The organism is Rhodopseudomonas sp. AAP120, from assembly GCF_001295845.1.
Taxonomy (GTDB): Bacteria; Pseudomonadota; Alphaproteobacteria; order Rhizobiales; family Xanthobacteraceae; genus Rhodopseudomonas.
Window position 1 is genome coordinate 70,657 of sequence record NZ_LJIC01000107.1, and the last position, 25,641, is coordinate 96,297.

Below are 25,641 nucleotides of genomic sequence, written 5' to 3' on the forward strand. Positions count from 1 at the left end.
GGCTCTCAGGGTTGGGGCCACCGTTGAGCTCGATCTGCTCGAGGGTGCCCGTCGCACCGTGACGATGCCGATCGTGGCGACCGTCGAGGACTATTTCGGCATTCGGGGAATGGTGGACATCGAGGCGCTTCAGAGCTGATGCGCGAGGCGCCCGTTGTGAACAGCGTGAACCTCAGCCTCGACGAGAACCGGAAGGAGCGGCAGTGAAGTCCATGCCGACGGTCGGCGGCGTGGCGCTGCAGCGCGTGCCCCTGGTCAACTTCCGCAAGGCCGTCGCTCCTCATCACCACGATGGCGAGCATCTACACCGGGCTCGCCGCCGTGATCGCGTTCGGAGTGGTTTACAACAACGCCCGGATTTCGCTGTCCGAACGCGACCGTGATGGCGAGCCTGCGGGTGCCCGGCTTCACGCGCGGCGAGGTTCTGCGCATCCTGCTGCTTAAGCTCGCCATCCTGACCCTGATCGCTCAGCCGCCAGGGTGGCTGATGGACTACGGCCTGGCATGGGTCATGAAGACGAACCTGGCCGGAGAACTGATGCGCGTCCGGCTGGTGGTGGAGCATTCGACCTACGTGATCACGACGTCCGTCGTCGTGCTGGCTGCCGTCGCCTCCGCAGCGGTGATCCGCGAACGTATCGACAAAATGGACCTCGTCGCGGTACTGATGCAGCCGACGCTGCCGGGCTTCATCGACGTGCGCTCCCGCGACCAGATTCAGGCCGAAGTATTGGCGGCCGACGCCGCCATCCAGCAGCAGGAGGCTGAGGTGCAGCGGATCGAAGCCGCGCTGGACTTCGCCCGGACCGAATTCCAACGGGCGCAGACGCTCTTGCGCACGCAGTCCACCTCCGCCCAGGCTTTCGACAAGGCGAAGTTCGAGGTGGCCACCAGCGAGGCCGCCCTGTTGAGCGCCAAGGCTCGGGTCGACATGCGTCGCGCGGTGCGGGCCAGCCTGGCGGCCCGGTTGATGGACCCGGCCAACGCCGCGCCGTCCGCGGAGCCGGCCTGCTGCGTCCGGGTGCTCGCGCCGGCGAGCGGACGCGTGCTGAAGATCATCCAGGACAGCGAGGCGACGGAGCTGCCCGGGACGCCGCTGGTCGACATCGGCAGCCCGCTCGATCTGGAGGTCGTCGCGGACCTGCTCTCGACGGATGCCGTCCAAATCAAGGTGGGCGCGGCCGTCCGGATCGACGGCTGGGGCGGGCAGCCCATCAAGGGGAGGGTGGTGCGAGTAGATCCCGCCGGCTTCCTAAAGGTCTCGGCCCTGGGCATCGAAGAGCAGCGGGTCCGGGTGACCATCGACTTCGTGGATCCGCCGGAAACGTGGTCACAACTAGGACACGACTACCGCGTCGTCGTCCGCGTGACCACTTGGAGCGCCACCGACGCATTGACCATCCCGGTAAGCGCCTTGTTCCGGAAAGGTGATCGGTGGGTTGTTTTTGCCGACGACAACGGGCATGCCCGGCTCAGGCCGGTCCCGGAATAACCGATCGGCCGAGGTGATCTCGGGGCTGACGGTTGGAGACCGCATTGTAGTTCATCCCAGCGACAGGATCGTCGATGGGACCAGAGTTGCGGACCGGTAGGTACCGTGGTTCCTTCTTACCGAAACAGTATTGCGGCTCGACCTCCAGCGACGTCCTCCTGTCGTTCCGCGCTTAGGGATTCCGGTTAACCGCCGCCAGGTGATCGTTCTCGGACACGGCGTCAGCGCCCAATCGGAAGACTTCCGGGGAGGGCCTGCAAATCGAGCCGGACTACCGCCGCAATGCGGGACGAAACCGCTCGTGAGGGCGGCAGCTCTACCTCCAGCTCCCAGAGTGGTCGGCGACATGAAGTCTCACCCGTGAGATGAATCGTCAGGCGTGCGAAGATTTGGCTCGACCGAATTTCGAGGCCTGACAGGAAAGACCGGGTACGCCCAGGCCGCATGAAATTAGTTCCGACCAAACGCCTTCAGCAGTTTCCGCGAACCGAAAGATATCGCAGTCGGATCTGTCGATAGTGCCACTGTCGATGAGCGCTTCGAAATTGACGACAGACCGCCAATACTGTTCGTCAAATAGCACAATCGGAATGGCCGGCGATTTCTTCGTCTGCCTCAAGGTCAAGATCTCGAACAACTCGTCCAGCGTGCCGAAGCCGCCGGGAAACGCGACGAGAGCGTTGGCGCGCATGGCCAAGTGCATCTTGCGCATGGCAAAGTAGTGGAATCGGAACGTCAGTTCGGGCGTCGAGTAACGGTTCGGTTGCTGTTCATGCGGCAGGGTGATGTTGAAACCAATGGAAGGCGCGCTCGCGTCGTTTGCTCCTCGATTCGCGGCTTCCATAATCCCCGGACCTCCACCAGTTGCTATAACGTTGTCGCGGATGCCGCCATTCGAGGTGAGTGCACCCCCGCGCTTGGAAGCTAGATGAGCGAACGAGCGTGCCTCCCGGTACCATCGTAAATGCCTGGGCGGTCCATCTTCCCGAACGCGTGCCGATCCAAAGACCACTATAGTCGATCGCACTCCCCACGCTCTCAGGAACTCCTCTGCCTTCTCAAATTCTAGCATGAACCGCACACCACGCATGGAATCGCCAAGCAGGAAATCCTGATCGAGTGCTGCCAACTCGTAGGAAGGCGAGCGCATTTGCTCGAGATTTGAAGGGTGGGTTTCCGTCGACGTTCGCGGGGTGTCGTTCATTACAACATCCATTTCAAAATATGCTGCTTTTACTATTCTATCGGCCGACTACACTGTTGCGCTGGATCAATAAAGCCGCACGAGAACCGTCACTTTTTGGCTCATTGCCGAAGCGGTACAGTCTTCCGAATCGCTGCGAGCGTTGGCCTCGTCATTCCGGCGCGAAGCGAAGCCGGCGAGCGTGCCGGAGCGGCGCGAGCGCAGAACAACTAATTGTGGGGATGGGATGAGCCTGAAATTGTCTTTTCTCGGAGGTGCGGGGACGGTTACGGGCTCGAAATACCTCCTGCAATCGGCGTCGCATCGGCTGCTGGTTGACTGTGGCCTGTTTCAGGGAGCCCGAGCCCTTCGAGAGATGAACTGGGAAAGATTCCCGGTGGAGCCGGCCGGCATCTCGGCCGTTATCTTGACCCACGCTCACCTTGATCACTCCGGCGCGCTCCCTCTACTGGTCAGGCAGGGCTTCAACGGGACCATCCTCTGCTCCGAGGCGACGGCCGCGCTCTGCGAGGTGCTGCTGCGCGACTCTGGGCATCTGCAGGAGCAGGATGCCCGATTCGCCAACAAGCGCGGCTTCTCCAAGCACAAGCCCGCTCTTCCGCTCTACACCGTGAAGGACGCCGAGGCGGCCTTGCGTTTACTAAGGCCGGTATCGTTCCACGGCGGACACAGCTTACCAGGAGGCGGAAACCTAATGCTCCGGCGCGCCGGTCACATCCTCGGAGCGGCCTCGATCGAGATCGAGTGGGAGCAAATTTCGGTCGCGTTCTCTGGTGACTTGGGTCGGCACGACGACCCGATCATGCTCCAACCCGAGCCGCTGACGAAAGCGGATTACCTTGTTGTCGAATCGACCTATGGCGACCGTTCGCACCCGAAAATCGATCCTCAACGCACGATCGAGGAAGTCGTCGGAACGACGGCGAGACGTGGAGGTACGGTCGTCATTCCGGCGTTTGCCGTTGGCCGTGTCCAGGCGCTACTTTACTACTTCGCACGCATCAAATCGGCCGGCGGTCTCAGCAACGTACCGATCTACCTCGACAGCCCGATGGCAGTCGATGCGAGCGAGATCTTTTGTAGATTCAAGGCCGACCACAAGTTGTCGGACGATGAATGCAAGACAACTTGCTCGGTCGCGACCTATACACGCTCGGTCGAGGACTCAAAGCGTTTGAGCGATAGCCCTATACCCAAGGTCATTATTTCGGCGAGCGGAATGGCAACGGGCGGTCGGGTACTCCATCATCTGAGGCGCTTCGCGCCGGATCAGAAGAACACGATCCTGTTTGCCGGATATCAGGCCGAAGGTACGCGAGGGGCAGCCATGACATCAGGCGCCAAAACAATCCGGATCCATGGCAAGGATATACCAATTGCTGCCGAGGTTCGTAATATCGACGCCCTGTCAGCTCACGCGGACGCTGACGAAATAGTCGCCTGGCTCAAGAGCGGAAGAATAGCGCCGAGACGAACCTTCGTCACTCATGGTGAGCAGCGAGCCGCGCATGCGCTGCGGAGCCACATCGCGGATGAATTAGGTTGGACAAGTCTCGTGCCCGAACGAGGTCAACAAACAGCGCTGAGCTGAGTCCCGCCGAAGGAGGAAGTGATCCGACGATGTTAGTTCGTCGGATCACTGCTTCACAATCATTGTTCTTTCCTGGGCCCCATGTGGTGCGGTACGTCCGTCTTGGGTCCGCCGCCGTAGTGATGGCTGCCGCCGGACTTGCTCGTCGAACCGGTGCCCTCCTTCTTGCCCATGTGGTGGGGGACTTCCGTCTTCGGTCCACCCGAATAGTGATGGCCGTTCTTCTCGTCTCCAGAAGTGGTGGTCTGTGCCACGGCAGGCAGCGTAACGAAGGATATTACGGCAGCGGCCGCAAGCAACTTGCAGGCGTTCATTTCTCTCTTCTCCCTTTTGACCGAGCTGGTATCGAAAGCAATCAAATCAGATGTTCGATCCGGAAACAATCGAACCAGAATCGGAGATGTAGCGCTTGAGCTGGATCAACCGTCGCCCGGCGCGAGTCGGAGTCGATGCACAAGACTTCATCCGAGATATAGACGCCTGATGTGGGGATTTCTTACAGAGCTGATCGAGATATTTTTGCAAGCGATCGTAGCCACGAACGGCGAGCGGCAGAGTAGGGTTGTTCTCCAGCCTACTGGGTCGCGAACAACTGCATGGCCAGTCATTCGGAACTGGCGGTTGAAACGATTTGGAGACGATGATGAAGACGATCGGTCAAAGAAGCCTCATGACGGCCCTCTCGCTTATGTTGGCCTTCGGCGTGTCCGGAGCTGCTTCAGCGCAACAGCAAGCGCCAGTTACTCAGGCTCAACAGAACGCACCCCCTCAGCAGGCCGCGCCAGCTCAGCCGGGCCCGGGCATGGGTCAGAAAATGATGAAGGACGGAATGGAGCACGAGCAAATGGGCCGAAAGGGAATGGAAGGCGAGCATGGCCGGATGGGGTCGGGAATGCAGCAGGGTCAGTCGAAGGACTCAGCCCCGACGACTGGCGCAAATCCCTCGACCGCACCGTCCACCGGTTCCAAGTAGCTGCGCGAAGGAGCCGTGGTTACAGGTTCGTTCGACAGATGGGAATAAGTCTGAGCCATCGGACAAACACGCTACGCGGTCGCACGAGGAGAGATATCCTCTCCGTCCTGCGGCAACAGATTCAGATGAACCTCAAAGGCAAAACTACCGAGGGGACGTTTCCGGCTATTGTTTCGTTACATCGGCGAGCGACCCATCGAGAATGAGAGGAGCAACGTTGGCTGACGCAACGACTGGCCGCGCGCCCGGTTGGACGCTGCAGATTGCGATCTTAGTGCGGCAGCGGATCTGGGAAACGATCACCATCAGATCCGTTCTGCCGCAGCCGGAGCGCGATCTGCGCCTGGATTTGTTTCGCGGTCTTGCGAATTGGCTCATCTTCCTGGGGCATATCCCTGACTCCGTGCTCACCTGGTTCACGACGCGAAACTACGGCTTCAGCGATGGAGCAGATCTGTACGTATTGATTTCCGGCTACACGGCGACGTTTGTGTTCGGAAAAATCATGATCGACCGCGGCTTTGTGATTGGGGCCACGAGGTTGTTACGTCGGGTGTGGCAGCTCTATGCCGCGCATCTGCTGCTGTTCATTCTATCTTACGTCGGTGCACTATCTCTCGCACAGATTCGAAGATCCTCATCTCATGGATCAGTTCAACGTCGCCTACCTCATGAACTCTCCTGTCGAGACGCTTTCGCAAGGCCTGCTGCTCAAGTTCAAGCCTCTCAATCTTGACGTTCTGCCGCTCAACATTGTGCTGATGGCGGCGTTTCCGATCGGGCTTTGGTGCATGTTGCGGTGGCGAAACGCGGTCCTGATTGGATCGATCGGTTTGTATCTGGCAGGTCGTCACTATGGCTTGAATTTTCCGTCCTATCCCGCAGGAGTCTGGTACTTCAATCCGTTTGCCTGGCAGTTGCTCTTCGTCTTTGGAGCATGGCTCGCGCTTGGCGGGGCCGAGCCTGCCGATGGCTGCTTCGCTTTCAGATGCTCTACATCCTGAGTGTCGTTTTTCTGCTGTTCGCGCTGGTGCTGACGCTCGCAGAGCGGATTCCGCCCCTGCGGCAGTTCATTCCATTCGCCATTCACGAGATGTTCATTCCCAACGACAAGACTAATCTCGCGCCCTACCGTGTGATCCATTTGGCGAGCTTGGTCTTCATCGTCGTATCGGTCATTCCGATGGACTGGTCGGGATTGCGGTGGCCAATCCTCAAGCCGCTCATCAGATGCGGGCAACAGTCGCTACCGGTGTTTTGTGTAGGTCTGTTCCTTTCATTCGTGGCCCATTTTGTGCTGGAGTTCGGTTTAGAGGGGATTCTGGCCCAGATCCTGGTGGGCGCGGCAGGTCTATGGATGATGACGATCGTCGCCTACTACCGGACGTGGTCGAAGCAAGTCGACAAGAGTCTGTCCTCCAGCCGGAAATCGACGGCCGCGGAGGTCGGTGGCGATCCGTGAACCGCCCGGATGAGGTATTGCTGCTTTGAACTGTGGACATATGGGCGGAGTGGGAATGATAACTTCCGAAAATCTCTTCACCGAACAAACTCAAGGTGCCATTCTGCACGGGCTTCACTGGACCGCGTCGGCTATCGAATTGCTCGGAGTCGTTGTAATCGTCTGCGGCGTCATCGCTGCAACAATCTGGTCCTTGGGCGAAATGCGGCAAGGGTCATTTGACGACGCCTTTTGTTCCTACTGTGCCAATCTAGGCCGCGGAATCTTGCTAGGCTTGGAGTTTCTGATTGCCGCGGATATCATCGGAATGGTCGCGATAGTGCCGTCGTTTGACCGCCTCGGCATTCTCGCCCTTATTATCGTGATCCGGACGTTCTTGAGCTTCTGCCTGCAGATCGAGATCGAAGGTCGATTGCCTTGGCAGCGGTACAAGTCGGCTGCCGAAACGGCGGATCACGTCGTCCTCTGATACGTGTCGGATTTCTTGGGAGGAGCAGAGCCGTACATTATCGCGAACATGCGCTCCAGAGTCGCGTCGCGGTTGAGCCGGGCCGTTTCGATGGACGAGGTAACCAGGCTGATCCATTTTCGTTCGCCGCCAAGGTAGGGATTGTCTTCGGCCAAAGGCTGACGATTGTCGCGGATCGATTTCGCAAGGGGCGGGAGCCCGCGGAGCCACGGCAAGAATGCTGGGGAGAAGAGATAGCGGCGGGCCCGCATCGGGTGAAGCCATTTGGCCATTTCTGCCGTCAACGGATTGGAAGTAGCCTGGACGAAGGGGCTGAAGAACGTCTTGTAGATTGCTTCTGCCGTTTCGGAGAAGTCTCTTATGCGCTCGAAGGCGGGGTCCGGCTTCGGGAAGTTGAGATCTTCGACCTGCCGTGGCTCGAACCGCACTGCAAAGGGGAGATTTGACGAGTTGTCCGAAGCGCCTCCTTCTTCAATCTTCATCTCGTATAAGCCGGGCGCGAGCCGTTCGATCTCGGGCATGCTGGCGAGGATGGCCCGGTGCTCGCGTTGAGCAACCGCACCTGACACGAAGATTCCCAAATGTCCCACGTGGGGATTGGTCAAATATGCTATCCGCTGTCCGGCCTGGATCAGTTCGGAGGTGGTCCTATACACGATCGGAATCCAGCCTAGGGCCTGGTGCGGCGGCGTAATGTTGTCGCCGTAGGAGGCAAAGATCACGAGCGGATTGCGGATGCGACGAAGGTCGGCGAAGCAGTGTTCGCAGATTCGGAAACGACCGTCTTCGAGCTGATTGCCGATGAAGAGGTTTTCGACGATCGCCAAGATTTCCTCACGGCTAAGGAAGAAGAAGCTTCCCCACCAGCGCTCGAAGTCGAGGAACCGCTCCCGTTCTCGGTCGATGTGGGTGAATAGGTTGGCGTATTTTTCCCATTGAGCTTCAGGTTTCAGATTCTCGAAGTTCTGCGCCAGCCAGGCGCCGTCGAATCGTCCATCGCCGAGATCGGCAACGAGATGTGCCAGCCAAACGCCCCCGTTGAAGCCGGCTGCGAGACGCATTGGATTGACACCCGCTTCCCCCGACCAATAGGAGAGCGGCGATCCGTTCAGCACCGCGGGTCCCACAAGTCCGCTGCAGTCTGCCGAGAGCAGCGTCACTGCCCAGCCGGCCTGACAATTGCCGTACAGAATGGGCGCGCGGCCAGCGTGACGGATGGCCACGGCTTGAACGAAGTGACGGAGCGCATGCAAGACGTCGGCGAGGGTCTGTCCACGGCAGGGCTCAGGGAAAAACGAGACAAAGTATACCGGGTATCCCTCCGCAAGGGCGATACCAACCTCCGAATCCTTCTTGAAGCCGCCGATTCCCGGCCCGTGTCCGGCGCGTGGATCGATCACGAGGACGGGAGATTTCTGCTCGTCGCTTGGCGTGATGGTCGGTGCGTCTTCGGCGAAAATGCGCAAGAGGACGTAGTTGACGGGATGCGCAAACTGCCGCGCATCCAGAATGGTCTCGGACCGAAAATCAAGGAGAGGCGGCAGCCCGCGTCTTTCGTGCTCTATCAGATCGTCGGCGCGTTGCCGGAGCGTATCCCAGAAGAGAATGGAGCGTTCGAGGAGGTCGCGGCTGTACGTCCACAGGTCCGGCGCGGCATCGGATGCCTCTGCACGAGTGGGCTGGGAGTTTGCCCCGCATGCATCGCCATTGGGTGTAGGTGCTTCGGGAGCGGCCTGAGAACCAACGGGACTTGAGTGTAAGAACTGCATTTTTGCTCTCTGGCGCTCATGTGAACTCGGATTCGACCGTACCATCCCTCCCACGCTCGCGGGCTGCACTTATTCGCGTAATATTTGGTGCCGTTCTGCGTCTATAACTTGAATACGTATCAACTCGTCCGGTCCTTGAGTGAGTGGGCGAGCATCAACGCGGAGATTGTACATGAAAACCGTAAAACGCGCCGGGACGGCCATCCTTCTTGCACTGAGTCTGGTTCCGGCGGGCCTGTCATTAAACTACGCTGCAGCGACCGAGCGTTCTCGACTTGCGATGATGGATGACGACAAAATGTCCAAGAAGCCGGATTCGCCCGCCGGGGGCGGCATGGGTCAGCCCGGCGGCCAAGGCAATCCGAATAGCATGGGCGGCGGCAGGGACGACAGGATGATGAAGATGCAGCCGCCTGGCCAAATGCAGGACTGTCAAGGTCCAAACTGCCAGGGCTCCGGCATGATGATGCAAATGATGAAGATGATGGAGCAGATGCATGGCAAGATGGGTCCGTCTTCGGGCGCTGCCGCCAGCGGCCCTGCCGATGTAACCGAGCGCCTCGAGGGACGGATCGCCTTCCTCAAGGCCGAGTTGCAGATCTCCGACAAGCAAGCGGCAGACTGGAATCAATTGGCAGATGCCTTGCGCTCCAGCCGCCAGCATCTCCTGGAAGCTCGCAAACTGCTCGTGATGGACGACAAGGTGACGGGAAGCGAACGGCTCGACCACTACGAGCATCATCTGTCGGAGCGTCTGGAAGCGATCAAGTCGGCTCGCGCCGCCTTCAATCGACTGTATGGATCGTTGAACGACGGGCAAAAGCAGACGGCAGATGCCATTTTGCTGCCGCTGATCGCGACGTTCTGACGGCGTCTTCTCGGAAGCAGGGGTTCATGTCGAGATCCGCTACGCCCTTCCGGTGCCGACACGATCTGCTCTCCCGGCTCTTCTGTGGGTCGTTGGTCGCGAGCATCACAGTCGCGGTCACTGTGGCGTTTGCCAATGACGGTCGCGTACAGCAAGGTCAAGATGAGTTCGCGGCGTTGCCGACACGCGTGAGGGTGCCCGATGTTGCTTCAGGTCGGTCGAGCGGCCGGCCGGGCGCCGAGCAGCCGAATCGAATCTGGCGTCTGGCGCAGGACGATAGTCATTCGGCTCACCATCCCGCCGCCCCTAGCAGCGATACGGTGCCGCAATCGAATGGCCCGACAATGTCGGGTGGCAACACCGCGGCTCCATCGTCAAGTCGTCCCAATTCGGGGATGATGGGCGAGATGGAGATGATGGGGCGGCCCCGCAAGGAGTTCTTTCCGTCGCTGATGGAGATGCCGGCCCTCTCGGCGGAGCAGCGCCGCAATTTGGAATCTCAAGCTCGCAGCCGAATCAACTCCAAAATTGACGGAATCTCAACGGCCGAGATGGACTTGCGGCATGCCATTGCTGCCGGCGATGTGGCGGCGGCGGATGGGGCTGCCGCTCGAATTCGCGACTCGCTCAACCAGGTCCAGAGTGGTGTGACCGTGTTGCGGTCGCTGGACGAGGGGGCGTCCCCGCAGCAGATAGCGCGGACCTGGTTCAAGGCGCAGATGAATCTTCCGGTGCAAACCGCGGCGGTGAGTGCTGATGGTGTACTTGGAGTTTCCTGGTTTCACGTCATCACGATGGGACTGCTTGCGATCTTCTCGGCCGGACTGCTGGCCGTCCATGTGGCGCGAATGCGACGGGCCAACGCGCTGGTTGACCGATTATCACATGTCCCGGGCAATTCCCCGGCATTGTCTACCGCAGGCGTCGATATTCGATCGACAACCAGGATGGTCGATGTCCCGGCCGTGCCCGCGACGAGAAATGCGTCTCGAGGGCAGGAAAAGGAGGCGCCAGCCGCGTCGCAGGCGAGTGCTCCGAGCGCTCGTCCAGCAAAGCCGGAGGGACTCTGGAAAGGTAAGCTTCGCGTCGGAGCAATCTTCGACGAAACGCCGAGCGTCAAGACGTTTCGTCTGCAAGCGCCGCAGGGCGGCCCTATTCCCTTCGCGTTTCTCCCGGGTCAGTTCTTGACCTACTCGGCCGAGATTGATGGAAAGGTCGTCAGACGATCTTACACTATCGCTTCGTCCGCCGCCCAGACCGCCTACGTGGAGACCACGATCAAGAAAGAAGACGGGGGCATTTTCTCCGCGTACCTGCACGCCAGCATTAAGGAAGGCGATCTCCTTGATGTCATGGCTCCTTCCGGCGCCTTCACTTTCACCGGCAAGGAGGCCGAGAGCGTGGTCTTGATCGGTGGGGGCGTAGGTATCACGCCCTTGATGGCGGCGATACGATATCTGTTCGATACCGCGTGGCCCGGACAGATCTACCTCGTCTACGGCTCCCAGACGACTGAACAGTTCATTTTCAGAGACGAACTGGAACACCTTCAGCGTAGAATGAACAACCTGCATGTAGCCGCCACTATGGCGCGCGCAGCGGGTACGGCCTGGATGGGAAGCGAAGGCCAAATCACGGCCGAATTCTTGCAACGCTCGGTACCCGAACTTGCAAAGCGTCGCGTGCACTTGTGTGGGCCTCCGGGGATGATGGAAGCGCTCAAGAGGACGCTCCGCGAAATTGGCGTCCCCCCCGAACAGGTCAAAACCGAGGCATTCGGACCCGCCTTCGGAGCCGTTCCGCCTCCAGGCAGGACCATTATCGAAAGTCCCGTGCCGAAAAACGCCGAAGGGGGTGCAGTGATCGGTCCGGCAACGGCATCGATCCGCTTCGCGAAGTCGGGCAAGCTCGCTCCGCTGCCCCCCGACAGAAGCGTTCTCGAGGTCGCCGAGTCGATCGGCGTGGCGATCGACTATTCGTGCCGTGCCGGAACATGCGGCATCTGCAAGACGCGGCTTCTCGAAGGCAAGGTCACGATGGAAGTCCAGGATGCGCTAACGGAGGAGGAAAAAGCCGACGGACTGATCCTCGCGTGCCAGGCGAAGTCGATCGGAAATTTGATCGTCGAGGCTTGACATGGACGGCAGAGGGCGCCTGATCGCTGACATCGTTCTCGCAAGCCTCTTGCTGTTGGTGCCCGCATATCTGCTCCACTCGGATTCGAGATTTGCAGGCAGTCTGGCAGGATTTGCACTCGGCGCGTCGGCCACGATGCTGATGGTGCTTCTCCTCATCTATCCTCTCGTGAAGTACAGCAGAAGCTTCAAGGTCGTGGCAAACCGTCTTGTGTCGACGCGGACTCTCCTGGGATTTCACGTCTACGCCGGGATCGTCGCCGCCTTCCTTGCGCTCCTGCACACGGGACACAAATATCACAGCCCGCTCGGGGTTGCGCTGATTGTCACAATGTTGGTCGTCGTCGTCACCGGCTTCGTGGGAAGATACTACCTGCCTCAGACCGCCAACGAGATCCGGGAGCAGCAATCGCGTCTTTCGATATTGCGGTCGGCCTACGACCGTACGGCGATCGTTCTGTCCATCGAAACTGCGGATCCGGAGGCGGTGAGTGCGTCAGCGCTGCAGGAAGTGCCGCTCTCACAACTGGTCGACGGAATTTCCGATCTTGAGCATGCGATAGGGTCGCAGGAAGCCATCAAGAAGATCTTCATGCAGTGGATCGGCGTACACGTGGTTTCGGCAATCGTCATGTATGCGCTGTTGGCGCTGCATATCGCCGGAGAAATCTACTACGGGCTTCGGTGGCTCTCGTGAGCGTTCGGACGTTCATCTATATGGTGGTCGTGACACTCGCAGTCGCGGGCGTCGCCGCGTTGTCGCTGGGCCTGTATCGTAACGGGTCTCTGGCTGTTTCGGGATGGACCGACGCGGTCCTCCCTGGCCATCTTTCCAGTCGGCACGGGTTTCTGTCCGAGAGGTGCGAAACCTGTCATACGCCGACCAAGGGTGTAGAGGCAGCGGCTTGCATCGCCTGTCATACGACAGCGGCTACCGATCTTGGCAAGCAGTCGACGGCGTTTCATGCGACGAGCAAGGAATGTCGTGGGTGTCATCTTGAGCATGCGGGCGGCGTGCGTCCGACCAAGATGGACCACTCTGTACTTATCCAGATCGGAGCGTTTTCCCGAAACGCCGACACCTCGGCTCGGGCGATTACCGAGAAGATGGTGCTCGATCTGAAGAACGTCCTTGGATTTTCCAGGTCCGATGAACGCGAAAAGGCAAGTCTTGGTTGCTTTGAATGTCACAGCAATCGAGAACCGCATCGGGGGCTCTTCGGGCGTGAGTGCGCTGACTGCCACGGAGTGGACTCCTGGAAGCTCGCGCAGTTCATGCACCCCTCCCCGAGCTCCAAGGAATGCGCACAGTGTCACCAGGCGCCGCCGAGTCACTACATGGAGCATTTTGTGATGATGGATCAGATGATCACCGGAAAGGAGAAGGCGGCCGTGAACCAATGCTACCTCTGCCATCGGACGGACTCCTTCAACGACATCAAGGATGTCGGTTGGTACAAACATCATTGAGGCTGGTGCAAGATGACGATATCAGCCGCGCGTCAACTTTCGCGCAGGGCGGTCTGCGGCGTCATCCCCGGAATCACCTGGCCATTTCGGCTTCGCGCGACTGCCGCTTCGCGTGCGGCGCTGGTGTACAGGGATCCTAACTGCGGTTGCTGCGGAGCTTCGGCAAAGCATCTCGCTTCTGCGGGCTTCTCAATCGAGGTTGCAGAAACCTCCGATCTGGACGAGATCCGGCGCCGTCTCGGGGGACCCGCTGAACTGGCGGCCTGCCATACCGCCAAAGTTGAGGCTATTTCGGTCCAATGAGGACTCCTGAATGGCGGCGCACGCGGAGCAAAGACGATCAGGTGCAAACCGTAGTCGACGTGCATCGCCGGCAGCCCATCTGATCTTTGCCAGCACATTCGCCCGCGATTTTTTCGCGGTCGTCCCAACAAGCAGCGTGATTCCAGACCTGCTTGTCGCCCCGGGTTGGAGGTTTGTTCGTATACTGAAGGGCGGTGGCGCACTTCTGCCCTTTCTACGCCGACAGTCCGCCATTGATGCCATCAAGCAGGATGGGTACCACCTATTCGCGGATCCGGAATTGAACTCCAAGATCGGCAACTGGAACTCGAAGCGGTGACCAGAGAAACATTCCGGTTACGAGCGACCCGGGGGCGCAGCCTTAGGGCGTTGCCCACCACGCCGACCGACGAGAGCGCCTGGTCGTGGCTGCGATTTGCGAGAGCAACATTCCGAAGGTTGGGTAAAGGGCATCGGCAGCAATCGGAATTCAGGCGACGGAAGTGGACAAACAATAGATATTGTCCGACGCTGCCATGGCCGCTTCCGACAGGCGCCTTGGCCGAACGTGGTCGTGCAGATCGACCCTGCAAGCTTGCGCCGCCACTCGCCATGGCAACATCCGTTCCGGTCCCTACGGCGATGCCGACTTCGGTTATAGCCGATGAAAGCGTGGACGCCGTCACCTGCCTTCGCCACGATCCGGCTCTGCAGGCCGGATACAATCACAGATTGGTGTGACCGGGAAAGCTTCCGCCAACTGGCGAGGAGCGAGCTGACCAAGCCCGGAAATGGAACCGGCTCGGCGGCCCACCCACATTGATCTCGGTCAAGTGTCGGCGGTGCGTACCGTATAATTCTTTCGGACCAGCAAGTGGGCGCTCCTACGGGCGCAACCATCTCCAAGCCGGATTTCGGGGTTGTCCTGCGATGCGATACAGTTCAACCGCAGGCCTCGTTACCGTCGTTTTCTATTGGCGTTGGGTCGAAACGGAGCTATATTTCAGTATTAGGGGACTAATCATAGCATGAGTGGCCTGCGGCGACGAGCGGCGCGGAGATGGTTGGGGTGGCTGGTAGCCATCGCATATCTCTTTGGCTCGTTCGCCCCCGCAATGGCCTTCCCAATTCCGGAGGATCTTGCTGAGCTTCTTGCTCAACGTGCTCATGAGCTTACTCATAAGCACGTGCATCAACATGACCACCAACACCAGCACCAACACCAGCACCAGCACCAGCACCAGCACCAGCACCAGCATAGCCACGCCGATGCTAAAGCGGCCGTTCACTCGCACGAAGCGACGACGTCCGCAATCGGAGACACCGACCGCGATCGCCCTAATGGTCACCAGCATGGAAATTGTTGTGGTTCCGTAGTGTGCCTCAGCGCCATTTCTCCTCAAATGGTGTCACTCCCGCAAATCGCACCTCCACAATCCCGGTGCGAACTGGAGCCTGACTCGACCGGTGTCGGGCAAGCGCTCGGCCGGCTTTATCGTCCCCCCATTACCTAAGAAGCACATGAATCAATGAGTTGCCGCGCCCCCAATCGGGGCAGGAGTGCTCATGCGTGGTTGCTTCTTAGGAGATCGATATGCTTGCGCAAATGGTGGCGACTTATGCCGCCACGTTGAACGCGTCCGCGAGACGTAAATTCTATCCGATATGGAGCGCTGCTCCGAGCCTTTTGCTGGGCTTGTTGCTCACCGGTTGCGTAACGACCGTTCCGCCGGCGGAGCTGGATTCTGCGGATCCAGGGGTGAAGGTCGCAGGCGTCGGATACAGGTCGACGATTGCTCCTTACGTGAGCCTGCGGCCGGTATCGCCAAATAGCTGGAGGGATCAGAATCAGCGCGCGGCCCCCACGCCGAAGAACGAGCAGTAGGGGATGAAGATGCCGCTAACCGCTCGATCCGGCCTTTCTCATCACCGAGCCCGCACGACGCTCGGCGTATTGTCGATGTCGATGTTGCTCGCCGGGTGCGCAGCCTTTTCCCCCGATGCCGGCATGTCAGGCGTCGCCGACATTGCCGCGAGGACCATCACGAAGGATGTAGTTGCGATCCGCTCGATCGAGGACGTCGAGCGGGTTAACGTGGCGGTCTCGGCACTGCTGCGGCGAAGCCTGACCGTCGACGCTGCGGTTCAGGTAGCATTGTTGAACAATCGTGGCCTGCAGGCTGCCTACAATGAGCTCGCACTGGCGGAAGCGGACTCCATCAGCCAAAGCCTGCCTCCGAACCCGACGTTTTCTCTCTCCAGAATCGCCGGAAATGGGGGGAGTGAGATCGAGGGCCAGATCGTTGGCGATATCCTCGCGCTCGCGACGTTGCCGTTTCGTACGGAGATCGCGCGTGAACGTTTCCACCAAGCTCAATTGCGCGCGGCTCTGGAAACACTACGGCTCGCCGCTGACGTCAGACGAGCATATTACCAGGTGGTGGGTACGAACGAACTGGTCGGACTTCTGGCCGAGACTAAGACCACTGCCGAGACGATCGCTCAGCTCGCGGAAAAGCTTGGACAGACCGGCTCGCTCAATAAGCTCGATCAAGCGCGCGAACAGGTATTTTACGCCGAGATCACTACCGACCTCGCTACCGCGCGGCAACGCGCTGCATCCGAGCGCGAGCGGATCGCAAGACTGCTCGGTGTTTGGGACGGTCAACTCGATTTCAAGCTGCCCAAGGTTCTTCCGGCCCTGCCGCGCAGCCCGAGGCCGTTACCCAACATCGAAGTCGAGGCCGTCAGCCGTCGCGTCGATCTTCAGATGGCCCGCATCGAACTCGGAACGTTGGCCAAGGCTCTCAATCTCACCGAGGCGACCCGCTTCGTTACGTTGCTCGACGTCGCCGGCATCTCCCGGAAGACCAAGGACCCCGAAAGCCCCGCCTTCCGCGAGCGAGGATTCGACGTCCAATTTCAGATACCGATCTTCGATGGGGGCGAGGTTCGCGTCCGCCAGGCCGCTGAAATCTACAACAATGCATTTAATCGCCTGACCGAGAAGGCGGTCAACGTGCGTTCCGAGGCACGTGATGCGTACCGCGTCTATCGCTCCACTTACGATATCGCCGGCCACTACCAGCGGGAAGTGGTGCCGCTCCGGAACATCATCTCCGATGAAGCTCAACTGCGCTACGGCAGCATGCAGATCGACGTGTTCGCGCTTCTCGCGGAAGCGAAGCTGAGAATCTCGGCCCAACGAGCATCGATCGAAGCCAAACGCGATTTCTGGTTGGCGCAGTCGGAACTGCAGACCGCAGTCAACGGCGGAGGCCGCTCCGACAGTCAACAGGAGAGCCGTTCACCAACCAATTCGCTGGCAAACGGCGGATAAGGAGAGGCGATCATGTTATCTCGAAGAAGCTTTCTTGGTAGCGCAACTGCACTAGCGAGCGCGAGCGTCGTTGCTGGACGCGTTCAGGCAGCGAGCATTCCCGAAGCGCCAACGATGGACAAGGTGACGAGTCAGCCGCCGCTCTATCCCACGAGCGGACCGGAATATCGCCCCGTCGTCACCCTGAACGGTTGGTCGCTGCCGTGGCGAATGAACGGAGACTGGAAGGAATTCCATCTGGTCGCGGAACCAGTCGTCCGCGAATTTGCGCAAGGCATGAACGCCCATCTGTGGGGTTACAACGGCCAGACTCCGGGACCCACGATCGAGGCCGTCGAGGGCGACAAGGTACGCATCTTCGTTACGAACAAGCTCCCGGAATACACCACCGTTCACTGGCACGGCATGATCCTGCCGTGCGGCATGGATGGGGTCGGAGGTTTGACTCAGCCGCACATCAATCCAGGCAAGACATTCGTCTACGAATTCGAGCTCAAGCACAGCGGCACCTTCATGTACCACCCTCACGCGGACGAAATGGTCCAAATGGCGATGGGGATGATGGGAATGTTCGTGGTCCATCCGAAGGACCCGAGCTTCCGACCGGTCGACCGCGACTTCGTCTTCGTCATGAGCAGTTATGACATGGATCCGGGGACCTACGTGCCGAAGGTCACCGAGATGACCAACTTCAATATGTGGTCGTGGAACGCCCGCGTCTTTCCCGGCATCGATCCGCTGCCGGTGAGACTCGGAGATCGGGTGCGCGTGCGCATCGGCAATCTTACGATGACCAATCACCCAATTCATCTTCACGGCCATAGCATTTCGGTGAGCGGCACGGATGGAGGGTGGGTGGCGGAAAGCGCGCGTTGGCCGGAGACCACGATAGATGTCCCGGTCGGATCCATTCGCGCTTTCGAGGTCGTCGCTGACAATCCCGGCGATTGGGCTTTTCACTGCCATAAGTCGCACCACACGATGAACTCGATGGGACACGACCTCAGAACTCTGATCGGCGTGTCGAAGAAGGACATCGCAAAGGCGGTGAAGAGGCTGGCGCCGGATTCGATGGCGATGGGCTCCACTGGAATGGCCATGGGCGAGATGGAGATGCCGCTTCCTGACAACACGCTGCCCATGATGACCGGATCAGGTCAGTTCGGCCCGATCGAAATGGGCGGAATGTTCACGGTCATGAAGATTCGGGAGGGGATGGCGCGCGACGACTACAGCGATCCGGGACCGTACAAGTTCCCGAAGGGTACCGTTGCGTATCAGGTCGAAACTCCGGCCGAAGAGCCGGCGCGTCAAGATGGTCCATCGAAGAGCGAGGGCACCAGGGAAAAGAAAAGTACGAAAGGGATGAAGAGCACGAAGAGCAAGGGGGCATGATCGTGAAACTGCTTTGGAGAATGACCGCTACCTTGATGGCTTTGTCGATGTCGACGGCGGCGTGGGCCAGTCATGGTCATCAACACGACGGTCATCATCACGATGATGAGGCATTTTCCGCGGGCGAGCCGGGAGATCCGAAGAGGCCGGCCCGGATCGTTCCGATCACGATGCGTGAGGCCGACGGCAAGATGCTGTTCGTGCCGCAAGAGGTCGACGTGAAGAAGGACGAGCAAGTCAAGTTCGTTATTCGAAACAACGGCGAACTTGACCACGAATTCATCCTCGCGACGACGGCCGAAAATTTCAAGCACGCAGAAGCGATGAAGACAAATCCCGACATGGAGCACGACGACCCAAACGGGAAGCGGCTCGCACCGAGGACGTCGGGAGAAATTCTCTGGAGATTTACAAAGACCGGAGAATTTGAATTCGCCTGCCTTATCCCGGGTCACCGCGAGGGCGGCATGGTGGGCAAGGTCGTCGTGAAGTGAGCCATTTTCCAAGAAGAAGGAACCCCAAGATGATGAAGTCCAACGTGCGCGCTGCGCTACTAGCCGCGATCATCGCAGTCGCCCCGGTTATAGCCCTCGCGCAGGCAAATCTCGTCGCCGGCGAGGTGAAGAGGATCGACGAAGCGGCCGGCAAGATCACGCTGAAGCATGGGCCAATCAAGAACCTGAACATGGATGACGAGGAAATGACCATGGTGTTTCGGGTCGCCGACCCCGCCATGCTGAAGCAGGTAAAGGCCGGCGACAAGGTTCAGTTCGAGGTCGAACGCCAGACAGGCGGCCTCACACTCACGAAACTTCAGAAGGCCAAGTAAGCAGGCGGGCGTGGCGATGCCGCTCAGGTATCGCCAGGCACGGTCTTGCTGGACATCGAACCGGAGCGATTGCCATGTCATCAACACGGGACAGAGGAGTGATTTCGGCGAACGCTTCCCCACTCGCGACCGCCTCGGATCGCGCGGTGCGGGCGGCCCTGGTGGAGGGCTACGATCGGCTCCGGAACTATCTGCAGAAGCACTTTCGTACGCCGAACGAGGCGGAAGAGGTCCTGCAAACGTTCGTTTTGCGGGCCTTGGAACGCTCGGCCGCCATTCGCGATGCGGATTCGGTGCGTGGGTGGCTTAGTCGAGTTCTGGCGACTACCATAGCCGACTTCCATCGGCAGACCTCGAAGAGAAGGGCGAGGGAAGTCGAGTTTGCCGTTGAATTGTACGATCGCCTCGTCGCCGATCAACGTGGCGAACTGGACTGGGCGGCGTGCGAATGTGTTCATGCTTATCTACCCTTGCTGAAGACGGAACACTCCGAGGCGATCAAGAGAATCGACCTAGGTGGGGAGCAGAGGGAGGCGGTCGCAGCCGAGCTCGGCGTGACCGTGAATAACCTCACCGTGCGCCTTCACCGCGCGCGCCAGGCTTTGAAGGAGCGGCTCGAAGGCTCGTGTGCGGGCTGTGGGGAGGAAAGCTTCTTCGAATGCCGATGCGGCGACCACGAACGGAATATCCACTCTGGATTCGAGCTCCAGCCGAATGGCCGCAACGAAAAACGATCATGACGACATCTCAGGTCGCCGCATCGGATTGCCAGTCAAAACAATGGAAAGACGGCAACGTGCGGGATGCGCCCGGCGCGCCGGAATTTCCCCGATGTCATTCGGCGTGCAAAAATTGGACGCCGATACGGGGTCAAATTTGCGCACGATGACGTAATTGCGGTCAGCGCTTGCGGCACGGAAAGACCGTTAGCATCGAGCTCTCGCAATCAACCGATTCGGAGTGGCGATCATGAAGCATTACGTCGGTTTGGATGTCTCGCAAAGAGAAACTGCGGTGTGTGTGGTCAGCGAGATCGGGCAATTAGTCTTCGAGGGAAAGGCCAAGTCAGATCCCGGCGCTCTGACCAACCTGCTTCACAAACATGCTCCGCTTGCGGAGCGCATTGGCTTTGAGACTGGCGCGATGGCAAGCTGGCTTTGGCACGAGCTTCGTAGAGTCGAACTCCCTGTCGTTTGCATCGATGCGCGACATGCAAACGCGGCCCTGTCGGTCCGTATGAACAAGAGCGATCAAAATGACGCTCGAGGCCTAGCCGAACTAGTGCGGGTCGGTTGGTATCGAGAAGTCAAAGTTAAGAGCGAGAAAAGTCAGAAGATCCGCGCGATGCTTGTAGCACGATCCCGACTCGTATCGATGCGCCGGGACATTGAGAACCAGGTCCGTAGTCTGATCAAAGAATGTGGATTACTATTCCCTCGCGCCATCGGCCAACAGTTCCGCAATCGGGTCAGCGAGCTATTGGGCGAGGACCATCAGCTTGTCAGCGTGGTCGCGCCGCTGCTGTCGATTCATGAGCACATCTGTCTGCAGCAAGGCAAGTTCGACGACGAGGTTCGCCGATTGGCGAAGTCGGACGAAACGACGCGACGCCTGATGACGGTTCCTGGCGTCGGAGTAGTGACCGCCCTGACTTTCCGCCATACGATCGATGACCCATCCCGCTTCCGGTCGGCCTCGACAGTCGGCGCCTATCTCGGTCTTACACCTCGGCGCAACCAATCTGGGGAAACCGACACCAGTGGCAAGATATCTCGATGGGGCGATCGGCTGCTCCGAACGTACCTGTTCGAGGCGGCGACCGTGCTGCTCTATCGGACTAAGAAATGGTCCTCCCTCAAGGCCTGGGGAGTGAAGCTCGCGAAACGGATAGGTATGAAGAAGGCGAAAGTCGCCATCGCCCGCAAGATCGCCGTGATTCTTCACTGCATCTGGGTCGATGGCACATCGTTCGAGTGGGGTCAGGCAACGCCGGCCTGAACGCTTCCTGACGCTTCCTGGTCCGGTCCGCCGGGCTGGCGATGTCCCGCTGGGACGGTGGTCGTGGTGACCTCGGTCAATCGGCTGGTGGCGGCTCGTTCGTACCCCGCTGCACACGTTGAGGCACCCGACCCGGACATCATCATGAGGCGCTTCGCGACCTCGGAAAGGACCATGACCCCAGCGATGCATCAATCAAATGCCCGAAAGACCATGCTATCTCAGCCGCGCGCTCGCGCCGTCTCCGCTACCCAACCAGCTCCAACGGCGCGAGCGCTACCGTCGTGCAGTTGGAGAGTGAAAAAGATGGATTGACAACAAACCGCAATTAAAGGGCCGATTGACAGGCAAAGTCGTGGAATGGATGGACAAGGTCACCGACGAACAATATCGACCATGACGACTTCATGAATTCGCACATCATCTGCCTCGGGATGACCAGCGTGCTTCGTTGGAGCGAAAAGTCTTATGATCCGGAGCAAGACGGCCGAGCTTCGGCGGCGGGCGATCCGCAACCTATCCCGCTCCCGGGCGAAATCGTCCACCGTGACCAAAAGCTTGGCTGAGACGGTCGCGGCCCGCGCAACGGTGGCAGGTCACGGCGAAGGGCCAGGCGGGCTCTTAATCCTCTCGTGGCGAGCCCTTCGCGAATGCGCGCTCGACTTCTGCGGCGAGGGCGGCGAAATGGTCCGCTAGTCTGGTGAACAACTCCCGCTTATGGATATCGGTAGCCAGGTTGCGTATTAGTGCCGCTTCCGCGGCATCGGCGCGCAGCTTCTCAAGGCTTGCTAGGATGTCTTTCATAGCGGCTGCCCGTTTGCCCCGGACGGTGCGGCGATTGGAGGATTTTTGGTACTAGTAGCTCGTAGCGCAATACAATTTACATAAAGACGCCGTACCTAGCTGAATATTACGGCACATTTGAGCATAGCAGTATTCATCCCAGGGTGCGGTGGGGGCGTAATGCCATGGCCGTGTCGCCCCGTAAGCTGCTACAGATCCAAATGGGGATGGCGTGAGGGTGGAAGTTTTTTGGATGCGAAGGTACCGGCCGGCGGTGCGGCTAGTTGCAGCACTCTTTTACAGCCTCTGAATGTCCAACGTAGATGGAGGCTGTTCTTTTGGTCCGTACCCTGAAGCGGCGGTCGAGGGGAAACTTGAGTTCGACGGGCAAATGATCGGCGCGACCCGCGCGGAGCGCGAGTAAACCAAAATAGCCCCCGCACACCTTCGCCCGCGTCCGATAAGCCTCAGTAAGACAAGCGCTGCAGGCGGGGGGCGGCGACGAAGAGTTCTTTGAACTTCGACAAGCAGATGTCCTCGCAGCGAATAGGCCATTACCACAATTTGCGCGTAAGCGAGAAGGTGCTGAAGACCGGGCGGAAGATTTGGGAAGATGCCAAGCAGTGGGATGTGGCGCCGATTCCGGCGTCGAAAGTTTTGCCGCGAGTTAGCGAAGGGAATCGACAAGTGGGGAATCTCCCCTGGTTAATCGTCCCTTTGGTCGCATCCACGATCGGGCTGAATTCCGCATGGGCGCACAACCCGGGAATCGGCGCCGGTGAGGGCGGCGGAGGAATTCTTACGATAGGAGCCGCCACGCTGGAGCGCGGACAATTCGCTTTCTCCGTATTCTCGGACTATCTTAGGCTGAAACAACTCGGCGAAGCGACCTTACTCGCAAATGTGGGAAATGACGTCCACGGGATCAAGGCAGTCGAAAGTCGCGCATTCGCGCTTGCCTACGGGGTCACTGACGACTTCACGATTTCGGTCCGGGCGCCCTGGGTCGAGCGGACCGGCATTTTGGAAGCCTTCACCGAAGGTAGCGCCCTTACGTCCGTGGTGCGGGATCGTGGCGACGCCGCCGGCTTCGGCGACGTCACGCTTCTCGGTCAGTACCGGTTCATGAACGAAAAGTCGACCGGGACACAAGGCGCGGTGCTTTTCGGGGTGAAGCTGCCGACCGGCAGGACCGACGTTGTCGACAGGTTCGGAAGCCTTTTCGATGCCGAGTTCCAACCTGGGTCGGGCTCATGGGACGCGCTTTTCGGCGCGGCCTTGAGCCAGCGACTGACTTCCTCGCTAGGCTTTCATGCAAATATACTGGCGATTGCCAGGCACGGGAGCGCAAGACGCGAATCTCGGAAATCGCATGCTCTACAATGCGGCGCTTTCTTATCGTGTGTTCGGCGACGCTGCTAACGAAGCGCACGCGCACGATCCATATCGCGCCTATGCCCACGTCGGCGAGCATGTGCCGGCGGCCACCGACAGTCCGATGCTCGCCCGGTCGCAGGATCGCGGCGCGCTCGATGCCTTGCTGGAGATCAATGGCGAGTGGCACGACAAGGAGCGTATTGCCGGCCTGATGGACCCGAATTCCGGAGGCAGCTCAATCTTTATTTCTCCGGGTCTGCGGTTCAGCCTGAAGAACTGGACGAGCTACGTGTCCCTGGGCATTCCCATCGCGAACCACTACAACGGGATTCAGGCCACGCCTGCGTGGCGAACCCTTTTCGGGATTTCCGTGGTTTTCGGTCCGTGATCCGATCGGCATCCAAAGATCGCGTTGTCGCAGCGCGACGGTCCTCCACTCGCGCGGCGGGGCCTCCAAAGCGGTCGGGCATGCGCTATCGCATGGCACCGTTCCCTTCGCTGTTCGCGCAAATCCGACGGATTTGAGAGCGAGCGTAGGGCAGTTGCGTGTCACTTCGTGGCTCGCGAAGTGTAAGGTTCTTCGACCCTGTACGTCTTTCACTACAATCGAGAAAGACTTGTGGTCTGCGCATTCGTTTGTGTCGGCGGTTGTTTGTGCGTGCGAGAGCCAGCAATAGCAGCGAGCCCATGGACGCGCTCGATCTATACCAGAGACTTGCCATGGATGCCAATGTTGTGCGCCGCTGATTACCGTCCTCGAAGCGTTTCAGCTCGATCGAGGTTTCGGTCCTCCACGGACTACGGTCCACGAGACCCTCAGGCCCCCTTATCGGTTGGAAGCGGCCGCCCAGAAATGGCGTTCGGCTGGTGCCATCCGTCGCTTGGCCGGATATTCGCCAACAACTTTTCGCAAAGAGACGCGGAGCTCAGCGCTACATGAGGATGACATCGCATGCGGCTACTCCAACGGACGCCGAGGCCATACCAAACCTCAATACGCGCAACGTGGCGTTGGATCGCGTTCGTACATTTCTGACACTCGTAGTTCTGCTGCATCACGCAGTAATTCCGTACACATACTTCGGCCAAACTGACGCAAAATCGTGGATCGGCTTCGATGCGATTATTCTCGCCACGGATAGCTTCTTCATGGCGATGTTCTTCTTCCTCTCTGGGCTGTTCGTATGGCCGAGTCTCGCGGACAAGGAGGCCGAGAAGTTCTTACGCGATCGTCTGCTTCGGCTCGCCCTGCCCTTTGCGCTTGCGGCGCTAACTGTCATCCCGATCGCCTATTTTGCGATCGCGCTGCGCCGATCCCCAGGTACAACTTTTGCTGTGTTCTGGTGGAAAACCATCACGGTCGGACCGTGGCCAAGTGGACCAGTGTGGTTCGCTTGGGTGCTGCTGGCATTTGATCTTACGGCCAGCGTGCTGTATCGCGTCTCGCCCAATCTGGTCGATCCGATCAATAGGTTGTCGCTCCGTGGCTGCGGTCGGCCGACCGACTTCTTCATCTTCCTGCTTGTCATGACGGCTATGCTTTACATTCCGATGCGGATCTATTTCGGACCGGGCCGATGGTTCGAGTTCGGGCCGTTCTCGGTTCAGGCCAGCCGCGTGCTGCTCTATCCGGCCTACTTCATGATCGGAGTAGGCGTGGGAGCTGCGAATCTTCATCGTGGCCTACTGAGCATGGACGGACGGCTCGCCAAGAATAGTTGGGTTTGGGCCGTTGCGGCCCTCGCTCCTTACTGCCTGTTGTGGGCGCTGATCTTCGTCAAACGCGGGATGCTGGAGAATCCGGTGTGGCTGCCTGCTTGGTACGAGGCGAGCTACGGCTTCTTCTTCTCTGCCTTCAGCGCAGCCACCCTGTTTGCGATTCTCGGCTACTTCTTGAGGTTCAAGCGATCAGGTCGAAGCATGCTCGATCGGATGCAAGCGGAAGCCTACGGCATGTTTCTGGTACACTACCCGATCGTCCTTTGGCTCCAGTACTGGCTATTCGACTTCGAGATGCCTGCAATCGCCAAGGCGACGGTGGTGTTCGTACTCACGGTGGTATCTAGCTGGGCTGTAACAGGTATTTTGCGTAAGATTCCGGGAGCGGCGCGGGTGCTCTGAGCCTTTGCTGAAGAGCGGCCCAATCCTGCAATGCGATGTTGTTCGCGCGGCACCCCACTTTTGGTCTTGCTTCAGGAGCGGAG

General features: G+C 59.3%; 23 protein-coding genes and 1 pseudogene. 19 read left to right on the plus strand and 5 right to left on the minus strand.

Annotated features, from left to right (window positions below; translation table 11 throughout):
• The first annotated feature begins 382 nt into the window (after positions 1–382).
• Positions 383–1,492, plus strand: a complete 1,110-nt coding sequence (locus IP86_RS17270) for an efflux RND transporter periplasmic adaptor subunit (protein ID WP_245264891.1) — start codon at positions 383–385, stop codon at positions 1,490–1,492.
• 373 nt (positions 1,493–1,865) lie between these two features.
• On the opposite strand, the gene IP86_RS17275 is transcribed toward IP86_RS17270, so the two are convergent.
• A complete protein-coding gene (locus IP86_RS17275; RefSeq protein ID WP_012494643.1) occupies positions 1,866–2,696 on the minus strand; it encodes an LOG family protein in 831 nt (276 codons plus the stop codon).
• Between the two features lie 226 nt (positions 2,697–2,922).
• Here IP86_RS17275 and IP86_RS17280 point away from each other — a divergent pair, with 226 nt between their 5' ends.
• The gene (locus IP86_RS17280; RefSeq protein WP_012494644.1) at positions 2,923–4,287 is read left to right on the plus strand and encodes an MBL fold metallo-hydrolase; all 1,365 of its coding nucleotides are present in this window, start codon (positions 2,923–2,925) and stop codon (positions 4,285–4,287) included.
• A gap of 59 nt (positions 4,288–4,346) precedes the next feature.
• On the opposite strand, the gene IP86_RS17285 is transcribed toward IP86_RS17280, so the two are convergent.
• The gene (locus IP86_RS17285) at positions 4,347–4,601 is read right to left on the minus strand and encodes a hypothetical protein (RefSeq protein WP_012494645.1); all 255 of its coding nucleotides are present in this window, start codon (positions 4,599–4,601) and stop codon (positions 4,347–4,349) included.
• Between the two features lie 326 nt (positions 4,602–4,927).
• On the opposite strand from IP86_RS17285, the gene IP86_RS17290 reads away from it, so the two are divergent.
• The 3 genes and pseudogenes from IP86_RS17290 (at position 4,928) to IP86_RS17300 (ending at position 7,191) form a co-directional block, all read left to right on the plus strand.
• Positions 4,928–5,260, plus strand: a complete 333-nt coding sequence (locus tag IP86_RS17290) for a hypothetical protein (RefSeq protein WP_150104493.1) — start codon at positions 4,928–4,930, stop codon at positions 5,258–5,260.
• Positions 5,261–5,609: 349 nt separating this feature from the next.
• Positions 5,610–6,722: pseudogene (locus IP86_RS17295) on the plus strand (OpgC domain-containing protein).
• A gap of 55 nt (positions 6,723–6,777) precedes the next feature.
• Positions 6,778–7,191: a DUF1622 domain-containing protein gene (locus tag IP86_RS17300; protein ID WP_012494647.1), complete on the plus strand. Its 414-nt coding sequence runs from the start codon at positions 6,778–6,780 to the stop codon at positions 7,189–7,191.
• Here IP86_RS17300 and IP86_RS17305 read toward each other — a convergent pair.
• The gene (locus IP86_RS17305) at positions 7,176–8,960 is read right to left on the minus strand and encodes a DUF3141 domain-containing protein (RefSeq protein ID WP_012494648.1); all 1,785 of its coding nucleotides are present in this window, start codon (positions 8,958–8,960) and stop codon (positions 7,176–7,178) included. The two genes, IP86_RS17300 and IP86_RS17305, sit on opposite strands and share 16 nt — an antisense overlap.
• 172 nt (positions 8,961–9,132) lie before the next feature.
• Here IP86_RS17305 and IP86_RS17310 point away from each other — a divergent pair, with 172 nt between their 5' ends.
• The 5 genes from IP86_RS17310 to IP86_RS29270 all read left to right on the plus strand — a co-directional run bounded on the left by IP86_RS17310 (position 9,133) and on the right by IP86_RS29270 (position 14,055).
• A complete protein-coding gene (locus IP86_RS17310; protein ID WP_012494649.1) occupies positions 9,133–9,828 on the plus strand; it encodes a Spy/CpxP family protein refolding chaperone in 696 nt (231 codons plus the stop codon).
• 26 nt (positions 9,829–9,854) lie between these two features.
• The gene (locus tag IP86_RS17315; RefSeq protein WP_012494650.1) at positions 9,855–11,963 is read left to right on the plus strand and encodes a 2Fe-2S iron-sulfur cluster-binding protein; all 2,109 of its coding nucleotides are present in this window, start codon (positions 9,855–9,857) and stop codon (positions 11,961–11,963) included.
• 1 nt (position 11,964) lies between these two features.
• Positions 11,965–12,660 (plus strand): iron reductase, encoded by a 696-nt coding sequence (locus IP86_RS17320; RefSeq protein WP_012494651.1) that lies wholly within the window; start codon positions 11,965–11,967, stop codon positions 12,658–12,660.
• Positions 12,657–13,433, plus strand: a complete 777-nt coding sequence (locus IP86_RS17325; protein WP_012494652.1) for a cytochrome c3 family protein — start codon at positions 12,657–12,659, stop codon at positions 13,431–13,433. Before IP86_RS17320 ends, IP86_RS17325 begins: the two co-directional genes overlap by 4 nt.
• A gap of 313 nt (positions 13,434–13,746) precedes the next feature.
• Entirely contained in the window at positions 13,747–14,055 is a 309-nt protein-coding gene (locus tag IP86_RS29270; RefSeq protein WP_210168175.1) for a hypothetical protein, read from the plus strand.
• A 631-nt stretch (positions 14,056–14,686) separates the two neighbouring features.
• Here the strand turns inward: IP86_RS29270 and IP86_RS17330 are convergent.
• Positions 14,687–15,070 carry a hypothetical protein gene (locus IP86_RS17330; protein WP_054163739.1) on the minus strand — a complete coding sequence of 128 codons (384 nt, stop codon included), beginning with the start codon at positions 15,068–15,070 and terminating at the stop codon, positions 14,687–14,689.
• 539 nt (positions 15,071–15,609) lie between these two features.
• On the opposite strand from IP86_RS17330, the gene IP86_RS17340 reads away from it, so the two are divergent.
• From IP86_RS17340 to IP86_RS17365, 6 genes are all read left to right on the plus strand, one after another.
• Positions 15,610–17,055: a TolC family protein gene (locus IP86_RS17340; protein WP_049774782.1), complete on the plus strand. Its 1,446-nt coding sequence runs from the start codon at positions 15,610–15,612 to the stop codon at positions 17,053–17,055.
• 12 nt (positions 17,056–17,067) lie between these two features.
• Positions 17,068–18,450 carry a multicopper oxidase family protein gene (locus tag IP86_RS17345; protein ID WP_012494656.1) on the plus strand — a complete coding sequence of 461 codons (1,383 nt, stop codon included), beginning with the start codon at positions 17,068–17,070 and terminating at the stop codon, positions 18,448–18,450.
• A complete protein-coding gene (locus IP86_RS17350) occupies positions 18,447–18,944 on the plus strand; it encodes a cupredoxin domain-containing protein (protein WP_012494657.1) in 498 nt (165 codons plus the stop codon). Before IP86_RS17345 ends, IP86_RS17350 begins: the two co-directional genes overlap by 4 nt.
• Positions 18,945–18,976: 32 nt before the next feature.
• Positions 18,977–19,279, plus strand: a complete 303-nt coding sequence (locus IP86_RS17355) for a copper-binding protein (protein WP_041810228.1) — start codon at positions 18,977–18,979, stop codon at positions 19,277–19,279.
• A gap of 98 nt (positions 19,280–19,377) precedes the next feature.
• A complete protein-coding gene (locus IP86_RS17360) occupies positions 19,378–20,019 on the plus strand; it encodes an RNA polymerase sigma factor (RefSeq protein ID WP_245264892.1) in 642 nt (213 codons plus the stop codon).
• A 229-nt stretch (positions 20,020–20,248) separates the two neighbouring features.
• Entirely contained in the window at positions 20,249–21,277 is a 1,029-nt protein-coding gene (locus IP86_RS17365) for an IS110 family RNA-guided transposase (protein WP_012494660.1), read from the plus strand.
• Positions 21,278–21,898: 621 nt separating this feature from the next.
• On the opposite strand, the gene IP86_RS29425 is transcribed toward IP86_RS17365, so the two are convergent.
• Entirely contained in the window at positions 21,899–22,081 is a 183-nt protein-coding gene (locus tag IP86_RS29425; protein WP_012494661.1) for a hypothetical protein, read from the minus strand.
• A gap of 492 nt (positions 22,082–22,573) precedes the next feature.
• Here IP86_RS29425 and IP86_RS17375 point away from each other — a divergent pair, with 492 nt between their 5' ends.
• The 3 genes from IP86_RS17375 to IP86_RS17385 all read left to right on the plus strand — a co-directional run bounded on the left by IP86_RS17375 (position 22,574) and on the right by IP86_RS17385 (position 25,558).
• A complete protein-coding gene (locus IP86_RS17375; RefSeq protein WP_150104496.1) occupies positions 22,574–23,482 on the plus strand; it encodes a transporter in 909 nt (302 codons plus the stop codon).
• Complete coding sequence (locus IP86_RS17380) at positions 23,433–23,825, plus strand: hypothetical protein (protein WP_150104497.1); 393 nt, start codon at positions 23,433–23,435, stop codon at positions 23,823–23,825. The genes IP86_RS17375 and IP86_RS17380 overlap by 50 nt, the downstream gene beginning before the upstream one ends.
• 548 nt (positions 23,826–24,373) lie before the next feature.
• On the plus strand, positions 24,374–25,558 hold the full coding sequence (locus tag IP86_RS17385; protein ID WP_012494664.1) for an acyltransferase family protein: 1,185 nt from the start codon (positions 24,374–24,376) through the stop codon (positions 25,556–25,558).
• Positions 25,559–25,641: the final 83 nt, after the last annotated feature.

What these genes read in the sequence shown, in the direction of transcription:
- IP86_RS17300 (WP_012494647.1), top strand. Translation starts at nt 6,778, where the DNA reads ATGATAACTTCCGAAAATCTCTTCACCGAACAAACTCAAGGTGCCATT.
- IP86_RS17345 (WP_012494656.1), top strand. Translation starts at nt 17,068, where the DNA reads ATGTTATCTCGAAGAAGCTTTCTTGGTAGCGCAACTGCACTAGCGAGC.
- IP86_RS29425 (WP_012494661.1), bottom strand. Translation starts at nt 22,081, where the DNA reads ATGAAAGACATCCTAGCAAGCCTTGAGAAGCTGCGCGCCGATGCCGCG.
- IP86_RS17310 (WP_012494649.1), top strand. Translation starts at nt 9,133, where the DNA reads ATGAAAACCGTAAAACGCGCCGGGACGGCCATCCTTCTTGCACTGAGT.
- IP86_RS17350 (WP_012494657.1), top strand. Translation starts at nt 18,447, where the DNA reads ATGATCGTGAAACTGCTTTGGAGAATGACCGCTACCTTGATGGCTTTG.
- IP86_RS17340 (WP_049774782.1), top strand. Translation starts at nt 15,610, where the DNA reads ATGCCGCTAACCGCTCGATCCGGCCTTTCTCATCACCGAGCCCGCACG.
- IP86_RS17285 (WP_012494645.1), bottom strand. Translation starts at nt 4,601, where the DNA reads ATGAACGCCTGCAAGTTGCTTGCGGCCGCTGCCGTAATATCCTTCGTT.
- IP86_RS17280 (WP_012494644.1), top strand. Translation starts at nt 2,923, where the DNA reads ATGAGCCTGAAATTGTCTTTTCTCGGAGGTGCGGGGACGGTTACGGGC.
- IP86_RS29270 (WP_210168175.1), top strand. Translation starts at nt 13,747, where the DNA reads ATGGCGGCGCACGCGGAGCAAAGACGATCAGGTGCAAACCGTAGTCGA.
- IP86_RS17330 (WP_054163739.1), bottom strand. Translation starts at nt 15,070, where the DNA reads ATGCTGGTGACCATTAGGGCGATCGCGGTCGGTGTCTCCGATTGCGGA.
- IP86_RS17365 (WP_012494660.1), top strand. Translation starts at nt 20,249, where the DNA reads ATGAAGCATTACGTCGGTTTGGATGTCTCGCAAAGAGAAACTGCGGTG.
- IP86_RS17275 (WP_012494643.1), bottom strand. Translation starts at nt 2,696, where the DNA reads ATGAACGACACCCCGCGAACGTCGACGGAAACCCACCCTTCAAATCTC.
- IP86_RS17380 (WP_150104497.1), top strand. Translation starts at nt 23,433, where the DNA reads ATGCTCTACAATGCGGCGCTTTCTTATCGTGTGTTCGGCGACGCTGCT.
- IP86_RS17315 (WP_012494650.1), top strand. Translation starts at nt 9,855, where the DNA reads ATGTCGAGATCCGCTACGCCCTTCCGGTGCCGACACGATCTGCTCTCC.
- IP86_RS17320 (WP_012494651.1), top strand. Translation starts at nt 11,965, where the DNA reads ATGGACGGCAGAGGGCGCCTGATCGCTGACATCGTTCTCGCAAGCCTC.
- IP86_RS17270 (WP_245264891.1), top strand. Translation starts at nt 383, where the DNA reads ATGGCGAGCCTGCGGGTGCCCGGCTTCACGCGCGGCGAGGTTCTGCGC.
- IP86_RS17305 (WP_012494648.1), bottom strand. Translation starts at nt 8,960, where the DNA reads ATGCAGTTCTTACACTCAAGTCCCGTTGGTTCTCAGGCCGCTCCCGAA.
- IP86_RS17290 (WP_150104493.1), top strand. Translation starts at nt 4,928, where the DNA reads ATGATGAAGACGATCGGTCAAAGAAGCCTCATGACGGCCCTCTCGCTT.
- IP86_RS17385 (WP_012494664.1), top strand. Translation starts at nt 24,374, where the DNA reads ATGAGGATGACATCGCATGCGGCTACTCCAACGGACGCCGAGGCCATA.
- IP86_RS17355 (WP_041810228.1), top strand. Translation starts at nt 18,977, where the DNA reads ATGAAGTCCAACGTGCGCGCTGCGCTACTAGCCGCGATCATCGCAGTC.